Source organism: Micromonospora sp. NBC_00617, assembly GCF_045161355.1.
GTDB lineage: Bacteria > Actinomycetota > Actinomycetes > Mycobacteriales > Micromonosporaceae > Micromonospora.
The window spans coordinates 5,953,238-5,969,552 of sequence record NZ_CP107751.1; the positions used below are offsets into that span (position 1 = coordinate 5,953,238).

Sequence of the window (16,315 nt, forward strand, 5' to 3'; positions counted from 1 at the left end):
GTCACCGTCGGTCAACCGCGCGGTAGCCGCACCTCTGCGACCGTACCGCCGTCGGTCCTCGGACGTAGGGATACCCATCCATTCTGTTGTTCAACGATCCGGCGGACCAGATAGAGGCCGAGCCCCGCTCCCGGGTAGCCGCGCCGGTCGCCGGACTCGCCCTGCCAGAACCGGTCGAACGCCCGCTCCACGTGCTCCGGCCGGATGCCGATGCCCCGGTCCTTGACCCGGAACGCGACCAACTGGCCGTCCACCCCGGCGGTGATCTCGATGGGGGAGCCCGGCGGCGAGTACTTGCCGGCGTTGGTCGCCAGCTCGGTCAGCACGGTGGTCAGGCTGGGCCGGTGGCCGAGCGCCTTGGGCAGGTCGGCCGGGAGGCGCAGCGTCAGCCGGTGCCGCAGCTCCGCCGGCAGGTCCACGATGGTGGCGCGCAACGCCTCACCGAGGTCGAACGGGGTCGGTGGGTCGTCCCCCGGCCCCGCCTCGGCCGCCGAGGAGAGCAGCCGGTCGACCAGCCGGGCCAACTCGTTGGCGCGCTGCCCGATCACTCGGGCGGCCTGTCGCCGGTCGCCCTCGGTCAGCGACTCCCAGTGGTCGGTGAGGGTGTCCGCGTACCCCTTGATGACGGTGACCGGCGTGCGCAGCTCGTGGCTGGTGACCGCGACGAACAGCTCCCGGTCGTGATCGCGGCGCTGCTGGTCGGTGATGTCGCGGAAGGTGACCACCCGCAGCGCGCCCGGGCCGGGCAGGTCGCCGGAGGTGATGCGCAGCCAGCGCCCGTCCGGCAACCGGTGGTCGCGGACCTGGCCGGAGGGCGGCATCGGGAACGGCAGCGGGCCGCTCAACGCCTGCTCCGCTGTCCGGCCGGTGACCTGGGCGGCGGCCGGGTTCCAGAGCCGGACGTGGCCGTCCCGGTCGACCACCGCCAGCCCGTCGGCGAGTGCCGCCACCACCGGCCCGTCGCCGTGCACCGGCAGCCCGCTCTGGTCGCCGTACATGTGCGCGATGCACGAGGCGAGGTAGGCGAGCACCCCCTGCTGCTCGGCGCCCGGCTCGTCGTCGCCCGGGTAGAGGGCGTGCAGGCTGCCGACGGTGTGACCGCCGATCTCGGCCCGGGACACCACCATCCGGCGCAACCCGCTGCCGGCCAGCTCAGCGGCGAGCTTGCCGTTGAGCTCGGCCACCCGGACCTGGCTCACCCGTGGCCCGGAGAGCAGGCAGACGGTGTCCGGGTCGTCCACCGCGAGCGGTCGGCCGAGCGTCCACTCCGCCGCGCCGGTCGCCGCGATCACCCGGCCACCGGTCGGGCCGAACTCGACGAACGCCATTCCGGTCGCGCCGAGCGCTGGTTGGGTCACCCGGAGAAGCTGGGTGAGGACCGGTAGGCCCGCGTCTCCAGCATTGATCGACTCGATGGCGACGGTGTGGCCGGCGAGAAGAGCGGGGAAATCGATACGCTCCGGCATGTGCCGAGTCTGCCCCGCCGGCCCGGCTTTCGGCACCCCCGGTTGCCGCGTAGGCGTAGGTGTAGGCGCTGCCGGCGGTCGGCACGCTGGACGGCCAGCTCGGCGTCGAGGCCCGTTCAGCGGTCCCGGCGGGCCAGGACGTGTGCCGGTCGGTCGGTGATGATCCCGTCCACCTCCTCGGCCAGCACCAGCTCCAGGTCGGCCGGCTCGTTGACCGTCCAGACGTACACCTGGTTGCCGGCGGCGCGCAGCGCGGGCAGCAGGCGTGGTCGGGCCCGGACCAGACCGATGCCCGGCCCGGCGATGCGGGTGCCGAACGGCAGCCGGCCCAGCCGCAGCCAGGGCGGCAGCACCTCCAGCAACAGCACCGTGGGCAGCGCGGGGGCCAGCTCCCGGACCCGTCGTACCGCCAGCGGGGAGAACGACATGACGGTGACCTGGACCGGGTCGTCCGGCGCCGGGTCGGCCAGCCCGTACCGCCGCAGCAGGTCGACCAGCCGCCGCTCCACGTTCGAGCCGTAGCGGGACGGGTGTTTCGTCTCCACCAGCAGCCGGACCGGCCGCCCGGCGGCGAGCACCGCGTCGAGCAGTCGGGCCAGCGTCAACAGCCGGGTGTGCGACTCGTCCGGTGGCAGGTCACCGCTCGGCGCGCTGCCCGGATGCCAGGACCCGAAGTCCAGCGCGTCCAGTTCGGCGAGGGTGCGCGCGCTGACCAGACCGCGGCCGTTGCTGGTGCGGTCCAGTCGCCGGTCGTGTACGCAGACCAGATGCCCGTCCCGGGTCAGCCGGACGTCGCACTCCAGCCCGTCGGCACCCTCGTCGAGGGCGCGCAGATACGCGGCGAGGGTGTGCTCCGGAAGGTCGTACGAGGCGCCGCGGTGCGCGAAGACCAGAGGCCCGCCCATCCCGGCCGCCTCAGATGACCTGGCCGGGCTGCCCGTTCACGTCGACCACCGGACGGCCGACCGCTGCCCACTGGCGCATCCCGCCGTCGGCGTTTCGCACCTGCTCCCAGCCGTTGTTGACCAGGTAGGCGACGACCTGGGCGGAACGTCCACCGGAGCGGCAGATGACGGCCACGTCCCGGTCGGTGGGCACCTCGGCCAGCCGCGCCGGCAGCTCCATCATCGGCAGGTGGTGGGCGGTGGGCGCGTGGCCGGCCGCCCATTCGTCGGCCTCCCGCACGTCGAGCAGGTAGGTGTCGTCGGCGATCTCGGTCACGGGCACGGTGGGAACCTGGGGTCCGAACACAGGAAGCAACACTAGATCCTCGCGGGCCGGATCGGCACCGACCCGGCCGTCGGTACGGTCACAACCGGCTCACCCAACGCGGATTGGCCTGCGTCCAGGCCGGTACGCGGGTCCCCCGGACGGCTTCGAAGAGCCCGTTGCCGCCGTTGTCGAGCACCACGTACGAGACCTGGTCGATGGTCTGCGGCGACGAGGGCACCTGGACGCCGTGCATCCCGTCGGGCGGCAGCGCGCGGAGCGCGAGGAGCAGGTCCTCCAGGGGTACGCCGTTGGTGTCGACGGTCAACGAGCCGCCGACCGCGCGGAGCACCTGGTCCAGTTTGACGGGGTCGTTGCGCAGGTCGGCGTGGTCGGCGCTGTCCAGCATCGCCCGCAGGAGCTGCTGCTGGTGGTGCTGCCGGTCGAAGTCGCCGTTGGGCAGGTCGTAGCGCTGCCGTACGTAGTCCAACGCCTGCGTCCCGTTCATCCGCTGGCAGCCGGTGGGGAAGACGTGGTTGGTGTGGATCGAGCGGACCTCGGTGTCCACGCACATCTGCACCCCGCCGAGGAGGTCGATCACTTGCCGGAAGCCGGAGAAGTCGATCAGCGCGGCGCCGTCGAAGCGGATGCCGGTGAGCCGGTTCAGGGTGACGGAGAGCAGTCGGGTGCCGGCCTGTCCACCGCCGCCGTGCTCGTACGCCGCATTGACTTTGTCTGGACCGCCGCCGAAGCCGTTCGCGGGCGGGATGGTGACCAGCAGGTCACGCGGGATGGAGATCAGGTACGCCTCCCGCCGCCCGGCGGGCACGTGCACGATGAGGATGGTGTCCGAGCGCTGGTCCGGTTCGGTGCTGCCGGCGCGTCGGTCAGTGCCGATGAGCAGGTAGTTGAGCGGCCCGTCCAGGTTGGTCCGGTCGGTGCGGGCGTCGGCGTCGAGCAGCTGCTCCTTGGTCACCGTACGGTCGTACCGGTGGGTCAGCGTCTTGAGCCCGATCAGGGCGAGCCCGGCCAGCAGGACGAGGGCCACACCGACGCCGAGCAGGAGGCGTGACCAGCGGGCGCGGCGGGGCGCGGCCGGGCGTGCCCGGCCCGCTGCGTTCCGGCCCCACCTGGACGTGATCGCCTCCCCGCAGCCGATACGTGAAACCTGCTCACGTCAGGTTACGGTCGGTAGCGGGCCGGTCGCCGGCCTTTCGCGACTTCCAGCGACACGGCCCGAAGCGAGGCCGCCTCGGGCGACGTGGCTTCGGGCGACGTGGCGGCCGTCACTTGCGGCCGGAGATCACCTCGGGGTGGGCGAAGACGAACTCGGCGAGCTTGTCCTGCTTGAGCGCCTCGAACATCTGCATCGTTTCCTCGTTCAACGCCTCGCGGTTGTTGCCGTTGCCGTTGAAGCTGCCGTTGTTGGTCTTCAACATGGTCAGCTCGTTCGCGGTGACCCCTCGCATGGTGAAGATGAAGTTCTCGATCGGCACGCCGCCGGTGTCCAGGACGAACGCCTTGCCGGCCGCCTTGATGAGCTGGTTCAGCTTGGCCGGGTTGGTCAGCATGTCGCCGTCGGTGGCCTTGCGGGCCATCGCCTTGATCAGTTGCTGCTGGTTCTGCTGACGGTCGTAGTCGCCGCCGGGCAGTCCGTAGCGCTGTCGGGCGTAGTCCAGGGCCGCCCAGCCCTCCATCTCCTGACAGCCCTTCTTGTGCACCACCGGGGTCATCCGCTTGCCGGTCTTCTTGGCGTCGGCGTTCCACATCGGCTTGCCGTCGACGAACGACATGTGCTTCGACTTGACCTCGTGACTCACGCAGATCTTGACGGTGCCGAGGGTGTCGATGACATTCTTGAAGCCACCGAAGTTGATGATCGCCGCACCGTCGAAGCTGACGCCGGTGAGCCGCTTGATGGTCTGTGCCATCAGCTGGGCGCCGCCCTCCCAGCCGCCGCCGTTGCGGGCGCCGGCCTGGAACGCGGCATTGATCTTGTCGGTGCCACCGGTGAAGCCGCTCTTCTTGAAGGGCGGGATCTGCGCCTCGGTGTCGCGGGGAATCGAGATCAGGTACGCCTGGTCGTGCGAGGCCGGGATGTGCAGGATGATGATGCTGTCCGAGCGGACGTCGTCGGCGGCCCAACGCTCCCGCGCGTCCACGCCGAGCAGCAGCATGTCGATCGGGCCGTCGAGGCTCGCGCCGCCCTCGGCGTCGGTCTTGCCGGCATCACCGAGCAGGTTGCGTTGGGCGATGTCCCCGGTCGCCTGGCCGATCAGCACCTTGGTGCCGACGATGGCCACCCCGCTGCTGAGCATCAGCACCGCACCGAAGATCACGGTCAGTCGGGCCCAGAGCGGATCCTTGCGGCGGGGCCGCTTCTTCGCCGGCCCTTTCCCGCCCGTCCGGCCGTTGCCGCCACCCGGCGGGCGACCGCCCGGGCCACCGCTCGACGGGCCGGGCTGCACCGGTATGGACGCGGCGATCCGGCCGCTCGGCGCGGCGGATCCGGCGGAGGAAGGGCGACGGCTGGCCTGAACCGGCATTCGTGCTCCAGCTCGTGATCAGGAGGGGGCGGCACCACTGTACGTACATCAATTCGACTTTGCGAGTTCATCTGGAGCCAATTGGGACGACAGGCTCCGTCAACCGGGCGATCGGCTTTACTCGATCACCGAAACGGTGAGTTCGTCTCGTGTCCGACCGACCCCCCGTGCCGCCGCCGCGCTCAGCCGCCGTCGTTGCTCTTCGGCGGGTTGGCCTTGACCCAGTCCGCCATGGTGTCCGCCGACATGGCCTGGTACATCGCCAGCGCCTTCTCCCGGTCGGACACCACGACCGACTCGCCGTTGATGGTGTCGCTGCCCGAGTTCGGGCTGGTCAGGAACGTGAGGTTCTGCCCGCGCAGGTTGCGGAACTGCACCGCCATGTCCGTCACCGAGAAGCCCTGGTCGACGGTCACCGCGGCGGTCACCGACTTGAGGAAGTCGTTGAGCTTCTTCGGGTTCGCCAGGGTGCCGGTGCTCGCCGCCTTGTCCATCAGCGCCCGCAGGAACTCCTGCTGGTGCCGCATCCGGGCGAAGTCGCCGTCCGGGAACTGCTTGCGCTGCCGGATCCAGTCCAGCGCCTCCGCGCCGTCCATGTGGTTGGTGCCCTTGGTGAACGTCCGGTACGGCTTGTGGATCGAGGTGATCGTCCGCTCCACCTTCAGGTCCACCCCGCCGAGGGCGTCGGTGACCTCCTTGAACCCGCCGAAGTCGATCGCCATCACGTGGTCGATCCGGACGTCGGTGAAGCACTCCACGGTGCGGACCGCCAGCGGCAGGCCACCGAACGCGAACGCCGCGTTGATCTTCGCGCGCTGGCCGGAGCCGCAGTCCGCTCCGGCGTTCTGCGGGATCGGCACGTACAGGTCACGCGGGATGGAGACCAGGTACGCCGACTGGTGGTCGGCCGGGATGTGCATGACGATGACCGTGTCGGCCCGCCACTGGCTCTTGGTGTCGACCGGCGCGTCCGGGTCCCGGGAGTCGCTGCCGACCAGCAGGATGTTCAACGCGCCGTCGACGGGCTTCGCCGGCCGACCACCGGTGATCTCCGCGAACGGGTCGGTGCGGGCCAGATCGTTGTTGAGGTTGCGCGCGTACAGCCAGGTGCCCAGGCCGCCGACCAGCGCCAACACCAGCACCGCGATCCCGGCCACCAGGCCGATCCGTCCCCAGCGCGGCCGGGGGCCACGCCGTCCCGGCCCGCCGGCGCCACCGGGCCCGCCAGGTCCCGTCGGCCCCGTCGGGCCGCCCGGGCCGGGCTGCTGCTCGTCGTACGACGGGTACCAGCGCGCCTCGGCGGGACGCGCGCGTCCGGAGGCGCCACGGTCGGGGCCGGGCACCGAAGCGCGCCCGGCGCTGCGGTGCAGGTGCGGGTGAGGAACGCCGGCAGGGGTCGCTGACATGTAACTCAGGGTACGTAGCGGAAGCCACTACCGCCCTCAGGCGACACTCAGCGATCGGTGCTCCGCGGTTGACCTGGTTACCCTAGCCGCGCCCGAAAATACTCGATCGTGCGTCGCAGGCCGTCTTCGGGCGTCACGGTCGGCTCGTATCCGAGCAGTTCACGGGCGAGGGTCAGATCGGGGCGGCGCATCTCCGGGTCGTCCGAGCTGCGGGTGATGTACGTCACCTGCGAGCTGCTGTCGGAGAGTGACACGATCAACTCGGCGAGTTGACGCATGGACATCTCGTGCTCGGTGCCGCAGTTGACCGGGCCGGTCTCGGTCGAGTCGAGCAGCAGCAGGATGCCCCGCACCAGGTCCTCGACGAAGCAGATCGACCGGGTCTGGTTGCCGGTGCCGTGCACGGTGATCGGCTCGCCGCGCAGCGCCTGGGAGATGAAGGTGGGGATGGCCCGGCCGTCGTCCGGGCGCATCCGCGGGCCGTACGTGTTGAAGATCCGGACGATCGCCGCGTCCAGCCCGCGGTAGCGGTGGTACGCCATCGTGGCCGCCTCGGAGAAGCGCTTCGCCTCGTCGTAGACGCTGCGGACGCCGATGGGGTTGACGTTGCCCCAGTAGGTCTCGCGCTGCGGGTGCTCCTTCGGGTCCCCGTACGCCTCGGAGGTGGAGGCCATCAGGAACCGGGCGCCGTCGGCGACCGCGCGCTCCAGCAGGTGCAGGGTGCCCACCGAGCCGACCCGGAGGATCTCCACCGGCAGTTGCGCGAAGTCGGTGGGGCTGGCCGGCGAGGCCATGTGCAGGATCGCGTCGAACCGCTCGGCCAGGGCCGGGTGGTGCGTCGGCAGGCCGTCGGAGAGGTCCGCCTCGACCAGGGTGAAGGTTGGCCGGTCGAGCAGGTGGGCGACGTTCTCCTTGGAGCCGGTGACGAAGTTGTCCAGCGCCACCACCGTGCAGCCCCGGGCGATCAGGGAGTCGACCAGGTGCGACGGGACGAAACCGGCGCCGCCGGTGACGAGAACGCGGTGACCGGACCCGAAGCGCTCAGCAACCTTCATGCCGGTCAGCCTACCGACCCCCGGAATTAAGGAAGGGCCCCCTGTTAACGCCTGACGTTGTACAGGGGGCCCTTCTTAACAAGGTGTCGCGGTCAGTGGGCGCCGGCGCCGGTGAGGGCGCGGACCTCCAGCTCCGCGTACTTGTCCTCGTCGTGCTCCTTCGAGACCAGGGTGCCGATCCACCCGCACAGGAAGCCGAACGGGATGGACAGGATGCCCGGGTTGGACAGCGGGAACCACTGCCAGTCGTGGTCCGGGAACATCGACGTCGCCGCGCCCGAGACCACCGGTGAGAAGAACACCAGCACCACGGCCGAGAGCAGGCCGCCGTAGATCGCCCAGACCGCGCCGGAGGTGTTGAACCGCCGCCAGAACAGGCTGTAGAGGATCGCCGGCAGGTTGCCCGAGGCGGCGACCGCGAAGGCCAGAGCCACGAGGAACGCCACGTTGAGGTTCTGCGCGTAGATCGACAGGAGGATGGAGATCGCGCCGATCACCAGGGCGGAGATCCGGGCGACCCGTACCTCCTGGCGCTCCGACGTCTCACCCTTTCTCAGGACGTTCGCGTAGAAGTCGTGCGCCAGGCTGGACGAGGAGGCCAGGGTCAACCCGGCGACCACCGCCAGGATGGTGGCGAAGGCGACCGCCGCGATGATCGCCAGCAGGGCCGCTCCGCCCAGGTCGCCGCCGAAGAACTCCAGGCCGAGCGCCTCGGCCAACTGTGGTGCGGCCGTGTTGCCGGCCTTGTCCTGCGCGGTGATCGCCTCGCCACCCACCATTGCCGCCGCGCCGAAGCCGAGGGCCAGGGTGAGCAGGTAGAAGGTGCCGATGATGCCGATGGCCCAGAGCACGCTCTTGCGGGCCGCCTTGGCGGTCGGCACGGTGTAGAAGCGGATCAGGATGTGCGGCAGACCGGCCGTGCCGAGCACCAGGGCGATGCCGAGCGAGAGCAGGTCCATCTTGTTGTAGAACGTCTGCGTCGCGTTCCCGGCGACCTCCACGCCGTAGCGCAGGCCCGGTTCCAGGAGGCGGTCGCCCTTGCCGGAGGACGCGGCGGCGGCGCCGAGCAGCTCCGACAGGTTGAAGTGGTACTTGGCCAGCACCAGCACGGTCATCAGCAGCGCGCCGGTCATCAGCAGGAACGCCTTGACGATCTGCACGTACGTGGTGCCCTTCATGCCACCCACGGTCACGTAGATGATCATCAGGGCGCCGACCATGATGATGGTCGCGACCTTGGCGGTGGCCGCGTCCATGCCGAGGAAGGTCGTTCCCGGCTTGATGCCGAGCAGCAGCGCCACCAGCGCGCCGGCGCCCACCATCTGGGCCAGCAGGTAGAAGATCGACACCGTGATGGTGGAGACCGCCGCCGCCGTCCGCACCGGGCGCTGCCGCATCCGGAAGGCCAGCACGTCGGCCATCGTGTACCGGCCGGAGTTGCGCAGCAGTTCCGCGACCAGCAGGAGCGCCACCAGCCACGCGACCAGGAAGCCGATCGAGTAGAGGAAGCCGTCGTAGCCGTAGAGGGCGATGAGGCCGGCGATGCCGAGGAACGAGGCGGCGGACATGTAGTCGCCGCCGATCGCCATGCCGTTCTGGAAACCGGAGAAGGAACGACCGCCCGCGTAGAAGTCGGTCGCGGTCTTGGTCTGCCGGCTGGCCCAGATGGTGATGCCCAGGGTCACCGCCACGAAGACCAGGAACAGCGTGATCGTCAGGTTGCGGGCCGTGTGGTTGGGGGCCTCGGCCGCGAGGATCAGGTCAGCCGCGTGGACCGTTCTCATGGGTCACCTCCCCGATCTCGGCACGGATCCGGTCGGCGACCGGGTCGATCTTCCGGTCCGCGTACCGGGAGTAGAGCCAGGCGATCACGAACGTGGAGACGAACTGGAGCAGGCCGAAGACCAGCGCGACATTGATGTTGCTGCCGAACAGCCTCGTGCCCATGAAGTCCCGGGCGTAGGCGCAGAGAATGACGTAGAGCGCGTACCACAGGAAGAACGCGACGGTCATCGGGAAGACGAAGCCGCGCAGCGCGCGCCGCAGCCCGGCGAACTCGTCCGACCGTTGCACGGCCAGATACTTGTCCGGCTCGGAAGCGGTCGGCGCGGGTGTGTCCGTGGACATCTGTGGATCACCACCTTCACAGGCGTCGGGGGTAGTTTCCGCGCACCGTAGAGAGCACGCTCCCCAACGGGGAAGGCCGAGATCGACACCGGTCGCCGAGTGCGCCGAGCGGTTGGCTGGCTGCGCCGAGTGACCCAGGTCACTCCGGTGACCGGTTGGTTCGCGGGCCGCCCAGGTCAGCCCGGCAGCTCGTGGTAGCGCCCCCGGTAGTGCAGCAGTGGCGTGGCCTCCTCGGCCAGGTCGACCACGTCGATGGTGGCCTCCACCAGCAGACCCCAGCCGTACTCCCGGGCGGTGTCCAGGCGGCAGCCCACCCAGCCGCCGGCGTCGGCCGGCACCGGTCCGTACGGCGTGTCGGTCCACGTGCCGGTGGCGAACAGCCCACCCGGGGCGGGAAAGAGGCCGGCGAACCGGTCGGCGAGCTGGCGGTGCGCCGGCCCGAGCGGCGCGACCGCGAACCGGCCCGACTCCTCGACAGCGGCCCAGAGGTCGGACTCCGCGTCGATCAACCCGAGCAGCCGATCCGGCTCCCCCTCGGCGACCAGGGTGGACGAGACGGTCAGGCCCGCCGGACCGGGCGCCGTCCAGAGGGTCACCGGCGCGGCGAGCCGGCCCCGCAGTCGGCGGACCGGCGATCGCTGCCCGGTCGGCACCGCGAACGGGTCGGTGTGGTGGATCTCGGCACCCGGCTCATGATTCACGTGAAACATTGTGCCGCCCCGGCCCCGCGCCCAACCCCGTCTCCACCATCAGGGTGCCCAGGTAGACCAGCAGCGCGGTGCGGTCGTGCCGGTAGTCGCCGAGCAGCGCCAGCCGCGCCGGCTGGCACGGCCAGTGCGCGCCGCAGCCCCGACACCGCCACAGTGGCCGCATCGGCACGTGCGGCCGGCTCACCAGCGCTCCCCGGCGCCGCCGGCCGGCCTTCGCGTGGTCCCGCCGGAGGGCGATGCGCTGATGAGGGGTATGACTCCGAGTCATATTTATACCTCTGAGTCATATCGCTCGCTGTGCTGGCCGGCTTCCGGACGCGACACGCCGCGTCCCGGCCCGCGCGGGTCCGGCCGCCGCCCGCCCGCCCGGTCGTCGCCGGGGTTCGCGCCGGCTCGGCCCGGTCGCGACACGGCCACCGCCGGCCACCTCACCCACGCCGGTGGCCCGTCCGGCACGGTCGTCGGCACCACGGCCTTCCTCCTCCGGTACGACCACCGCGCCCCAATCCCCGCGAGGACGAACCCGACCATGAGCGACCCCGGACGGACAGCAAGGATCGCTCCGGTCCGACGCTCACCTTCGCTCCGGCCGCGTGGCGTGACTTCGTCGCCCAGGCCGCTCTGACCGTCCAGGCCGCTCTGACCGCCCAGGGCGTCGGCCGGAACGCCGGTTAACGACGCGGGGTGACCGTGGCCAGCAGTTCCGGCTGACGGCGGTCCAGCACGTCACCGGCCAGGTACGCGCCCAGCAGCGCCGCGCCGAGCCCGTACGCCGCGCCGACCGGGAGGGCCAGCCAGAGCCAGGCGTCGCCGAGCAGTGCGGCGGCCACCACCATCGGCACCGCGACGACCGCCGTGGTGATCATGGACAGCAGGGTGAGCAGGCCCTTCGCCACGCCCGCCCCACTGTTCATCGCGAACGGGTTGCTCGTCTCCGGCAGCGAATACGCCGCGAGCACCGAGACGAAACTGTTCACCGCCAGTCCCGCGCCGTAGGTGGCGGCCAGGCTGCCCAGCATCAGCCCGATCCAACCCGGCCGAGCAAGGAGCGCCGACAGCACCACCGCGACGACCGCCAGCATCGGCAGGACGTACAGCGAGAATGCGGTCATCCGCGCGCGCAGCTCGACCCGACCGGGCACGCCGGCCACGACGTTCGCCGCGTACGCGCTGCCGTCGAAGCCGAACTGGTTGGCCAGGGTGACCGAGGCGAGTACGCCGACGAAGAGCATCGAGATGGTGACCACGACCGGTGAGCTGTCGCCGGCAGCCGCCGTGAACCCCGCGCCGTCCTCGACCGCGAAGTCCCCACCCGTGACGTTGATCAACACGGGTACGAAGATGCCGATCACCGCGATCGTGATCAGGTTGGCCCGGCGACGGGCGTCCCGCCACCAGTAACGGGCCTCCCGGGCGACCAGCGCGCCGAACCGGTCCCGTCGGGCCCAGCCCGCGGCCCGGGGAAACAGTTGGGCGACCGCCCCACCGGTGACGCCGCGCCGCGCGGGGGCCTTGCCGGCGCTCGCCGTGCCCACCATCGCCGACTCCAGCGAGCGGGACCACCAGGCCAGCAGGGCGAGGATCGCCACCACCGTGATCAGCAGCTTGAGCGGGGCGGCCCACACCCGTCCCTGCGCCACGTCGATGCCGGCGGTCCACGGGGCCCCGAACGGCGTCCACCCGAGCACCGTCGCGGCGCCGGTCAGCCGGGTCCAGTCCGTCTCGCGCAGCGCCGCCAGGCCGAAGACCTGCAACGGCCCGAGCAGCGCGGCGGCCACCGCCAGCAGCACGGCCGCCAGGTCCCGCACCCGGCGGGACCGCAGCATACTGGCGAATGCGCTGGTCACCGCCCGGCTGGCGGCCACGCAGAGCAGCAACCCGGCGAGTACGCCAACCACGGCCACCAGACCGGCGGACCAGCCGCCCAACGTCCAGGCGGTCAGCACCAGCCCCAGCACGGCGACCGACATCGCCAGCACCGGCACGCTGACCAGCGCGGCGGCGAACAGGCCGGTCACCAGCGTGCGGCGCGGAAGCGGCAGCAGCGCGAACCGGGCCGGGTCCAGTGTCTCGTCCACGCCGAAGAAGACCAGGGGCAGCAGCAGCCAACCGAGCACCAGGAGGCCACCGCCGGCGGCCGCGACCAGCACCGCGTACCTGCCGTTGTTGGCCAGGCCCGGCGCGGCGAAGAGGAAGAAGCCGCTGGCCGCGAACCACAGCCCGACCAGCGCGCCACCGATGAACAGCGCGATCCGCCAGCCCTGACCCCGGAAGTTGTTGCCCATCACCCGCAGCTTGAGGCGCACGAAGTGCCGGGCGGAGACCGTCCGCGCCGGTCCGGCGGGCGCGGCGGCGACGTTCACCGGGAGAGCCATGACAGCTCGTCACCGGTCGCGGTGCGCCCGCCGACCACCTCGACGAAGACCTGCTCCAGCGACCGGCCGCCGCGGACGTCCGCGATCGTGCCGACCCGCTTGATGGCCCCTTGGGCGAGGATCGCCACGTGTGAGCACAGCCGCTCGACGACCTCCATCACATGACTGGAGAAGATCACCGTGCCACCGCCGGCCGCGTACCGGGTGAGGATGTCGCGGATCAGCGCCGCCGACACCGGGTCGACCGCCTCGAACGGCTCGTCCAGCACCAGCACCCGGGGGCCGTGCAGCAGCGCGCACGCCAGGCCGATCTTCTTCTTCATGCCCGCCGAGTAGTCCACCACCAGCGTCCGGCCGGCGTCGCCGAGCGCCAGCACGTCGAGCAGCTCCGCGGCCCGCTGGTCGACCACCGCCGGGTCCATCCCCCGCAACAGTCCGTGGTACGCCAGCAGCTCCGCACCGGTCAGCCGGTCGAACAGGCGCACCCCGTCGGGCATCACGCCGAGTAGCCGCTTGGCCGCGACCGGATCGCGCCACACGTCCTGGCCGAGCACCCACGCCGAACCGGCGTCCGGCCGCAACAGCCCGACCGCCATCGACAGCGTGGTGGTCTTGCCGGCGCCGTTCGGGCCGAGCAGGCCGTAGAAGGAGCCGGCCGGTACGTCCAGGTCGACGCCCGCCACCGCGATCGTGCCGTCGAACCGCTTCGCCAGGCCACGCAGCGCGAGCGCGGGGTGCTCACCAGTCATGGAGCGAACGTTATCCGCCGACCGCCAGTTCCGTCCTCCGGCGGCCGACGGACCCGCGATCATCCCCGAGGCGTAGTTCGTAGCCTTCTCTCAACTTCTGAAGTAGTGTTGATGTCGTGTCAATGCCCTTGGAATCCGTGCCGTTCTCGGAGCTGCTGCGGCAGCCGGCCGAGACGGCCGAGCGGTTGTCCCGCGCTCGTGCGGTGCGGCTGCGCCGCCGCGACGCCGCTGATCTGGTGCTGATGTCCGCCGATCGGGCGGCGGCCGAGGGTGAGGTGGTGGACCTGACCGCCCGGCTGCTCGCCAGCGTCGTGCGCCGGGATCCGACCCTGGTGCGTGAGGCGCTGCCGACCGTGTTGCCATGGGTGCGGTTCCTGCCACCCGAAGACCGCGAGCGGATGGCCAACGAATTCGTCGAGACGGCGGAGGCCGCCGCAGCGGTGGGAAATACCGCCGCCGTGTCCCAGTTGCTCGCCGAGTGGCGGCACACCGCCGAGATCCACGTGGACTCCGACCTGCACCGGGTTTTGGCCGCTCCCAGTTCCGGCGACTTCGGGGCGGTGCCCCGCCCGGCGGCAGAGTGAGCGCCAAGCGAGGCGACCGGGCAGCGCCACCACCTCGCACCGGTGGATACGTCCTGCGGTTCGCCACGAACGACGCGGCCAAGGGCTGGGAGGAATTGTGTCGCCAGGCCGCGGCCAACACCCGCGCCGCCTTCGACGCCATCGAATCCGACCCCTGCCCCTCCCCGCCGACCAGCCGGCATCACCCCCTGAAGGGCTCTCTCGCCACTGCCAGCCACCACGGGAAGACACTGCCGCAGTGGCAGTACGGGGTCACTGCCGGTGGCCGCATCTGGTACCTGCCCGACCATGACACCCGTACCTGCTGGGTCAAACACGCTGGCACGGGTCACCCCAGGGCGACCGACTGAGCATGGCCCTCGCCGCATCGCCGGAGTGGGGCTATACAGACGAGCGGGTGCCCCCACATCGCCGACCTGGAGTGGATCACCGCCCGGTGCGGTGCTCTAGAGGCGCAGCGCCTCGGGGGTGTGCAGGCGCAGCATGGTGGCGGCGACGTCGGCCGGCGCCCGTCGACGGGTCGCCATGGACACCGCGACCATCACGGTGAACGCCAGCGGCACCGTCCAGGCAGCCGGCTGCTCGGTGAGCGTGGCGGGCCAGCCCGACAGCGGCGGGCCGAGCACCGTGACCAGCACCGCCCCGATCGCCGCCCCGCCGCCGGCCAGCACACCGGCGGCGGCGCCCAGGTCGGTCAGCCCTCGCCACCAGATGCCGAGCACCAGCAGCGGGCAGAAGCTCGACGCGGCGACCGCGAAGGCCAACCCGACCACCTGGGACACGTCCAACCCGGAGATGTGCAGGGCCAGCGCCGTTGGCACACCCCCGGCGATGATGGTCGCCAGGCGGAAGCCGCGCACCGAGCCCCGGCCGAGCACGTCCGTCGAGATCACCCCGGCGACGCTGGTCAGCAGCCCCGACGAGGTGGAGAGGAAAGCCGCGAACGCTCCCGCCGCGACCAGCGCGGCGAGCAGCCGCCCGACCAGCCCGTCACCGAGGGCCGCGCCGGGCAGCAACACCACCACCGCGTCGGTCTGCCCGCTGATGAGCAGGTGCGGGGTGTAGATCCGGCCCAGCACCCCGTACAGGGTGGGCAGCAGGTAGAAGGCACCGACCAGCGCCAGGACCACCAGCGTCGTCCGCCGCGCCGCCGCGCCGTCGGGGTTGGTGTAGAAACGGACCAGCACATGCGGCAGGCCCATCGTGCCGAGGAACGTGGCCAGGATCAGGGAGTACGTCCCGAACAGGCCCCGGTCGTCGTCGCCGGCCGCGCTGGGCAGCAACCAGTCCCCCGCGTCGGTGGCCACCCCGGACACCTCCGGCACCGGGTCACCGGCGGCGAAGGACAGCTCGTCGCCGGGGCGTACCTCTCGGATGTCGCCGTCGGCCATGGTGAGGGTCGCGCGGTGCTCGACCACGACGGTGGTCGCGGCCCGGAACGTCGGCCCGTCGGGCGGCGTCACCGCCGGGCGGCCGTCGGCCTGCCACTGCAACGCCAGGAAGATCACCGGTACGGCGAGAGCTGTCAACTTGAGCCAGTACTGGAACGCCTGCACGAAGGTGATCGCCCGCATCCCGCCGAGCGCCACGTTCGCGATGACCACGGCGGCCACCAGAAGGGCGCCCACGGGGTACGGGGAGCCGGCCACCGTGGCCAGGGTGAGCCCGGCGCCCTGCAACTGCGGCACCAGGTACAGCCAACCGATGAAGATCACGAAGGCGGTGGCGAGGATGCGCAGGCGACGGGACCCCAGCCGCAGCTCGCAGAAGTCGGGCAGCGTGAACGCGCCGGAGCGGCGCAGCGGCGCGGCCACGAACAGCAGCAGGGCCAGGTAGCCGGCGGCGAACCCGACCGGATACCAGAGGACATCCACGCCGTACTTGAGGACCAGGCCGGCGACGCCGAGGAAGCTCGCGGCCGACAGGTACTCCCCGCCGATGGCGGCGGCGTTCCAGGTCGGGCTGATCGCCCGGGACGCGACCAGGAAGTCGGACGTGGTCCGCGCCAGCCGCAGCCCGTAGAAGCCGATCCCCACGGTGACCAGGGTGACCGCGACGATGGCCGGAACCACGTAGTCGTTGCCCACG

The 16,315-nt window shown here is 71.2% G+C and carries 15 protein-coding genes and 1 pseudogene; 3 read left to right on the forward strand and 13 right to left on the reverse strand.

Translation table 11 applies throughout. The annotated features are described in order from the left end of the window. Window positions 1–11: 11 nt before the first annotated feature. The 10 genes and pseudogenes from OG505_RS27465 to OG505_RS27510 all read right to left on the reverse strand — a co-directional run bounded on the left by OG505_RS27465 (window position 12) and on the right by OG505_RS27510 (window position 10,682). Window positions 12–1,466 carry an ATP-binding protein gene (locus OG505_RS27465; RefSeq protein ID WP_405428884.1) on the reverse strand — a complete coding sequence of 485 codons (1,455 nt, stop codon included), beginning with the start codon at window positions 1,464–1,466 and terminating at the stop codon, window positions 12–14. A gap of 116 nt (window positions 1,467–1,582) precedes the next feature. Then, window positions 1,583–2,371, reverse strand: coding sequence for a glycerophosphodiester phosphodiesterase family protein (locus OG505_RS27470; protein ID WP_234582634.1), 789 nt, complete (start codon window positions 2,369–2,371; stop codon window positions 1,583–1,585). A 10-nt stretch (window positions 2,372–2,381) separates the two neighbouring features. Further along, window positions 2,382–2,717, reverse strand: coding sequence for a rhodanese-like domain-containing protein (locus OG505_RS27475; RefSeq protein ID WP_405428886.1), 336 nt, complete (start codon window positions 2,715–2,717; stop codon window positions 2,382–2,384). A gap of 58 nt (window positions 2,718–2,775) precedes the next feature. After that, on the reverse strand, window positions 2,776–3,723 hold the full coding sequence (locus OG505_RS27480; RefSeq protein ID WP_405428888.1) for an LCP family protein: 948 nt from the start codon (window positions 3,721–3,723) through the stop codon (window positions 2,776–2,778). Window positions 3,724–3,961: 238 nt separating this feature from the next. Next, window positions 3,962–5,221 carry an LCP family protein gene (locus OG505_RS27485; protein WP_405428890.1) on the reverse strand — a complete coding sequence of 420 codons (1,260 nt, stop codon included), beginning with the start codon at window positions 5,219–5,221 and terminating at the stop codon, window positions 3,962–3,964. A gap of 182 nt (window positions 5,222–5,403) precedes the next feature. Continuing rightward, window positions 5,404–6,627 (reverse strand): LCP family protein, encoded by a 1,224-nt coding sequence (locus OG505_RS27490; protein ID WP_405428892.1) that lies wholly within the window; start codon window positions 6,625–6,627, stop codon window positions 5,404–5,406. 77 nt (window positions 6,628–6,704) lie between these two features. Continuing rightward, entirely contained in the window at window positions 6,705–7,682 is a 978-nt protein-coding gene (locus OG505_RS27495) for an NAD-dependent epimerase/dehydratase family protein (RefSeq protein ID WP_355240412.1), read from the reverse strand. A gap of 92 nt (window positions 7,683–7,774) precedes the next feature. Continuing rightward, window positions 7,775–9,466 carry a cation acetate symporter gene (locus OG505_RS27500; RefSeq protein WP_405428894.1) on the reverse strand — a complete coding sequence of 564 codons (1,692 nt, stop codon included), beginning with the start codon at window positions 9,464–9,466 and terminating at the stop codon, window positions 7,775–7,777. After that, complete coding sequence (locus tag OG505_RS27505; protein WP_405428895.1) at window positions 9,444–9,809, reverse strand: DUF485 domain-containing protein; 366 nt, start codon at window positions 9,807–9,809, stop codon at window positions 9,444–9,446. The genes OG505_RS27500 and OG505_RS27505 overlap by 23 nt, the downstream gene beginning before the upstream one ends. Window positions 9,810–9,985: 176 nt before the next feature. Next, window positions 9,986–10,682: pseudogene (locus OG505_RS27510) on the reverse strand (flavin reductase family protein). 134 nt (window positions 10,683–10,816) lie between these two features. Between OG505_RS27510 and OG505_RS27515 the strand changes: the two are divergent. Beyond that, a complete protein-coding gene (locus tag OG505_RS27515; protein ID WP_405428897.1) occupies window positions 10,817–11,194 on the forward strand; it encodes a DUF397 domain-containing protein in 378 nt (125 codons plus the stop codon). Here the strand turns inward: OG505_RS27515 and OG505_RS27520 are convergent. Both OG505_RS27520 and OG505_RS27525 read right to left on the reverse strand, forming a co-directional pair. Continuing rightward, window positions 11,191–12,894 (reverse strand): ABC transporter permease, encoded by a 1,704-nt coding sequence (locus OG505_RS27520; RefSeq protein ID WP_405428898.1) that lies wholly within the window; start codon window positions 12,892–12,894, stop codon window positions 11,191–11,193. The genes OG505_RS27515 and OG505_RS27520 overlap by 4 nt on opposite strands. Then, complete coding sequence (locus OG505_RS27525) at window positions 12,879–13,643, reverse strand: ABC transporter ATP-binding protein (RefSeq protein ID WP_266247300.1); 765 nt, start codon at window positions 13,641–13,643, stop codon at window positions 12,879–12,881. Before OG505_RS27525 ends, OG505_RS27520 begins: the two co-directional genes overlap by 16 nt. Window positions 13,644–13,765: 122 nt before the next feature. On the opposite strand from OG505_RS27525, the gene OG505_RS27530 reads away from it, so the two are divergent. Then, complete coding sequence (locus tag OG505_RS27530) at window positions 13,766–14,227, forward strand: hypothetical protein (RefSeq protein ID WP_405434750.1); 462 nt, start codon at window positions 13,766–13,768, stop codon at window positions 14,225–14,227. After that, on the forward strand, window positions 14,224–14,577 hold the full coding sequence (locus tag OG505_RS27535; protein WP_405428900.1) for a hypothetical protein: 354 nt from the start codon (window positions 14,224–14,226) through the stop codon (window positions 14,575–14,577). The genes OG505_RS27530 and OG505_RS27535 overlap by 4 nt, the downstream gene beginning before the upstream one ends. Before the next feature lie 96 nt (window positions 14,578–14,673). Here the strand turns inward: OG505_RS27535 and OG505_RS27540 are convergent, their stop codons facing one another. Then, a complete protein-coding gene (locus OG505_RS27540; RefSeq protein ID WP_405428902.1) occupies window positions 14,674–16,314 on the reverse strand; it encodes a cation acetate symporter in 1,641 nt (546 codons plus the stop codon). Window position 16,315 lies beyond the last annotated feature (1 nt).

Excerpts from the sequence above, each read along its gene's own strand:
- OG505_RS27465 (WP_405428884.1), bottom strand. The coding sequence starts at position 1,466 with ATGCCGGAGCGTATCGATTTCCCCGCTCTTCTCGCCGGCCACACCGTC.
- OG505_RS27470 (WP_234582634.1), bottom strand. The coding sequence starts at position 2,371 with ATGGGCGGGCCTCTGGTCTTCGCGCACCGCGGCGCCTCGTACGACCTT.
- OG505_RS27485 (WP_405428890.1), bottom strand. The coding sequence starts at position 5,221 with ATGCCGGTTCAGGCCAGCCGTCGCCCTTCCTCCGCCGGATCCGCCGCG.
- OG505_RS27490 (WP_405428892.1), bottom strand. The coding sequence starts at position 6,627 with ATGTCAGCGACCCCTGCCGGCGTTCCTCACCCGCACCTGCACCGCAGC.
- OG505_RS27495 (WP_355240412.1), bottom strand. The coding sequence starts at position 7,682 with ATGAAGGTTGCTGAGCGCTTCGGGTCCGGTCACCGCGTTCTCGTCACC.
- OG505_RS27500 (WP_405428894.1), bottom strand. The coding sequence starts at position 9,466 with ATGAGAACGGTCCACGCGGCTGACCTGATCCTCGCGGCCGAGGCCCCC.
- OG505_RS27505 (WP_405428895.1), bottom strand. The coding sequence starts at position 9,809 with ATGTCCACGGACACACCCGCGCCGACCGCTTCCGAGCCGGACAAGTAT.
- OG505_RS27520 (WP_405428898.1), bottom strand. The coding sequence starts at position 12,894 with ATGGCTCTCCCGGTGAACGTCGCCGCCGCGCCCGCCGGACCGGCGCGG.
- OG505_RS27525 (WP_266247300.1), bottom strand. The coding sequence starts at position 13,643 with ATGACTGGTGAGCACCCCGCGCTCGCGCTGCGTGGCCTGGCGAAGCGG.
- OG505_RS27530 (WP_405434750.1), top strand. The coding sequence starts at position 13,766 with ATGCCCTTGGAATCCGTGCCGTTCTCGGAGCTGCTGCGGCAGCCGGCC.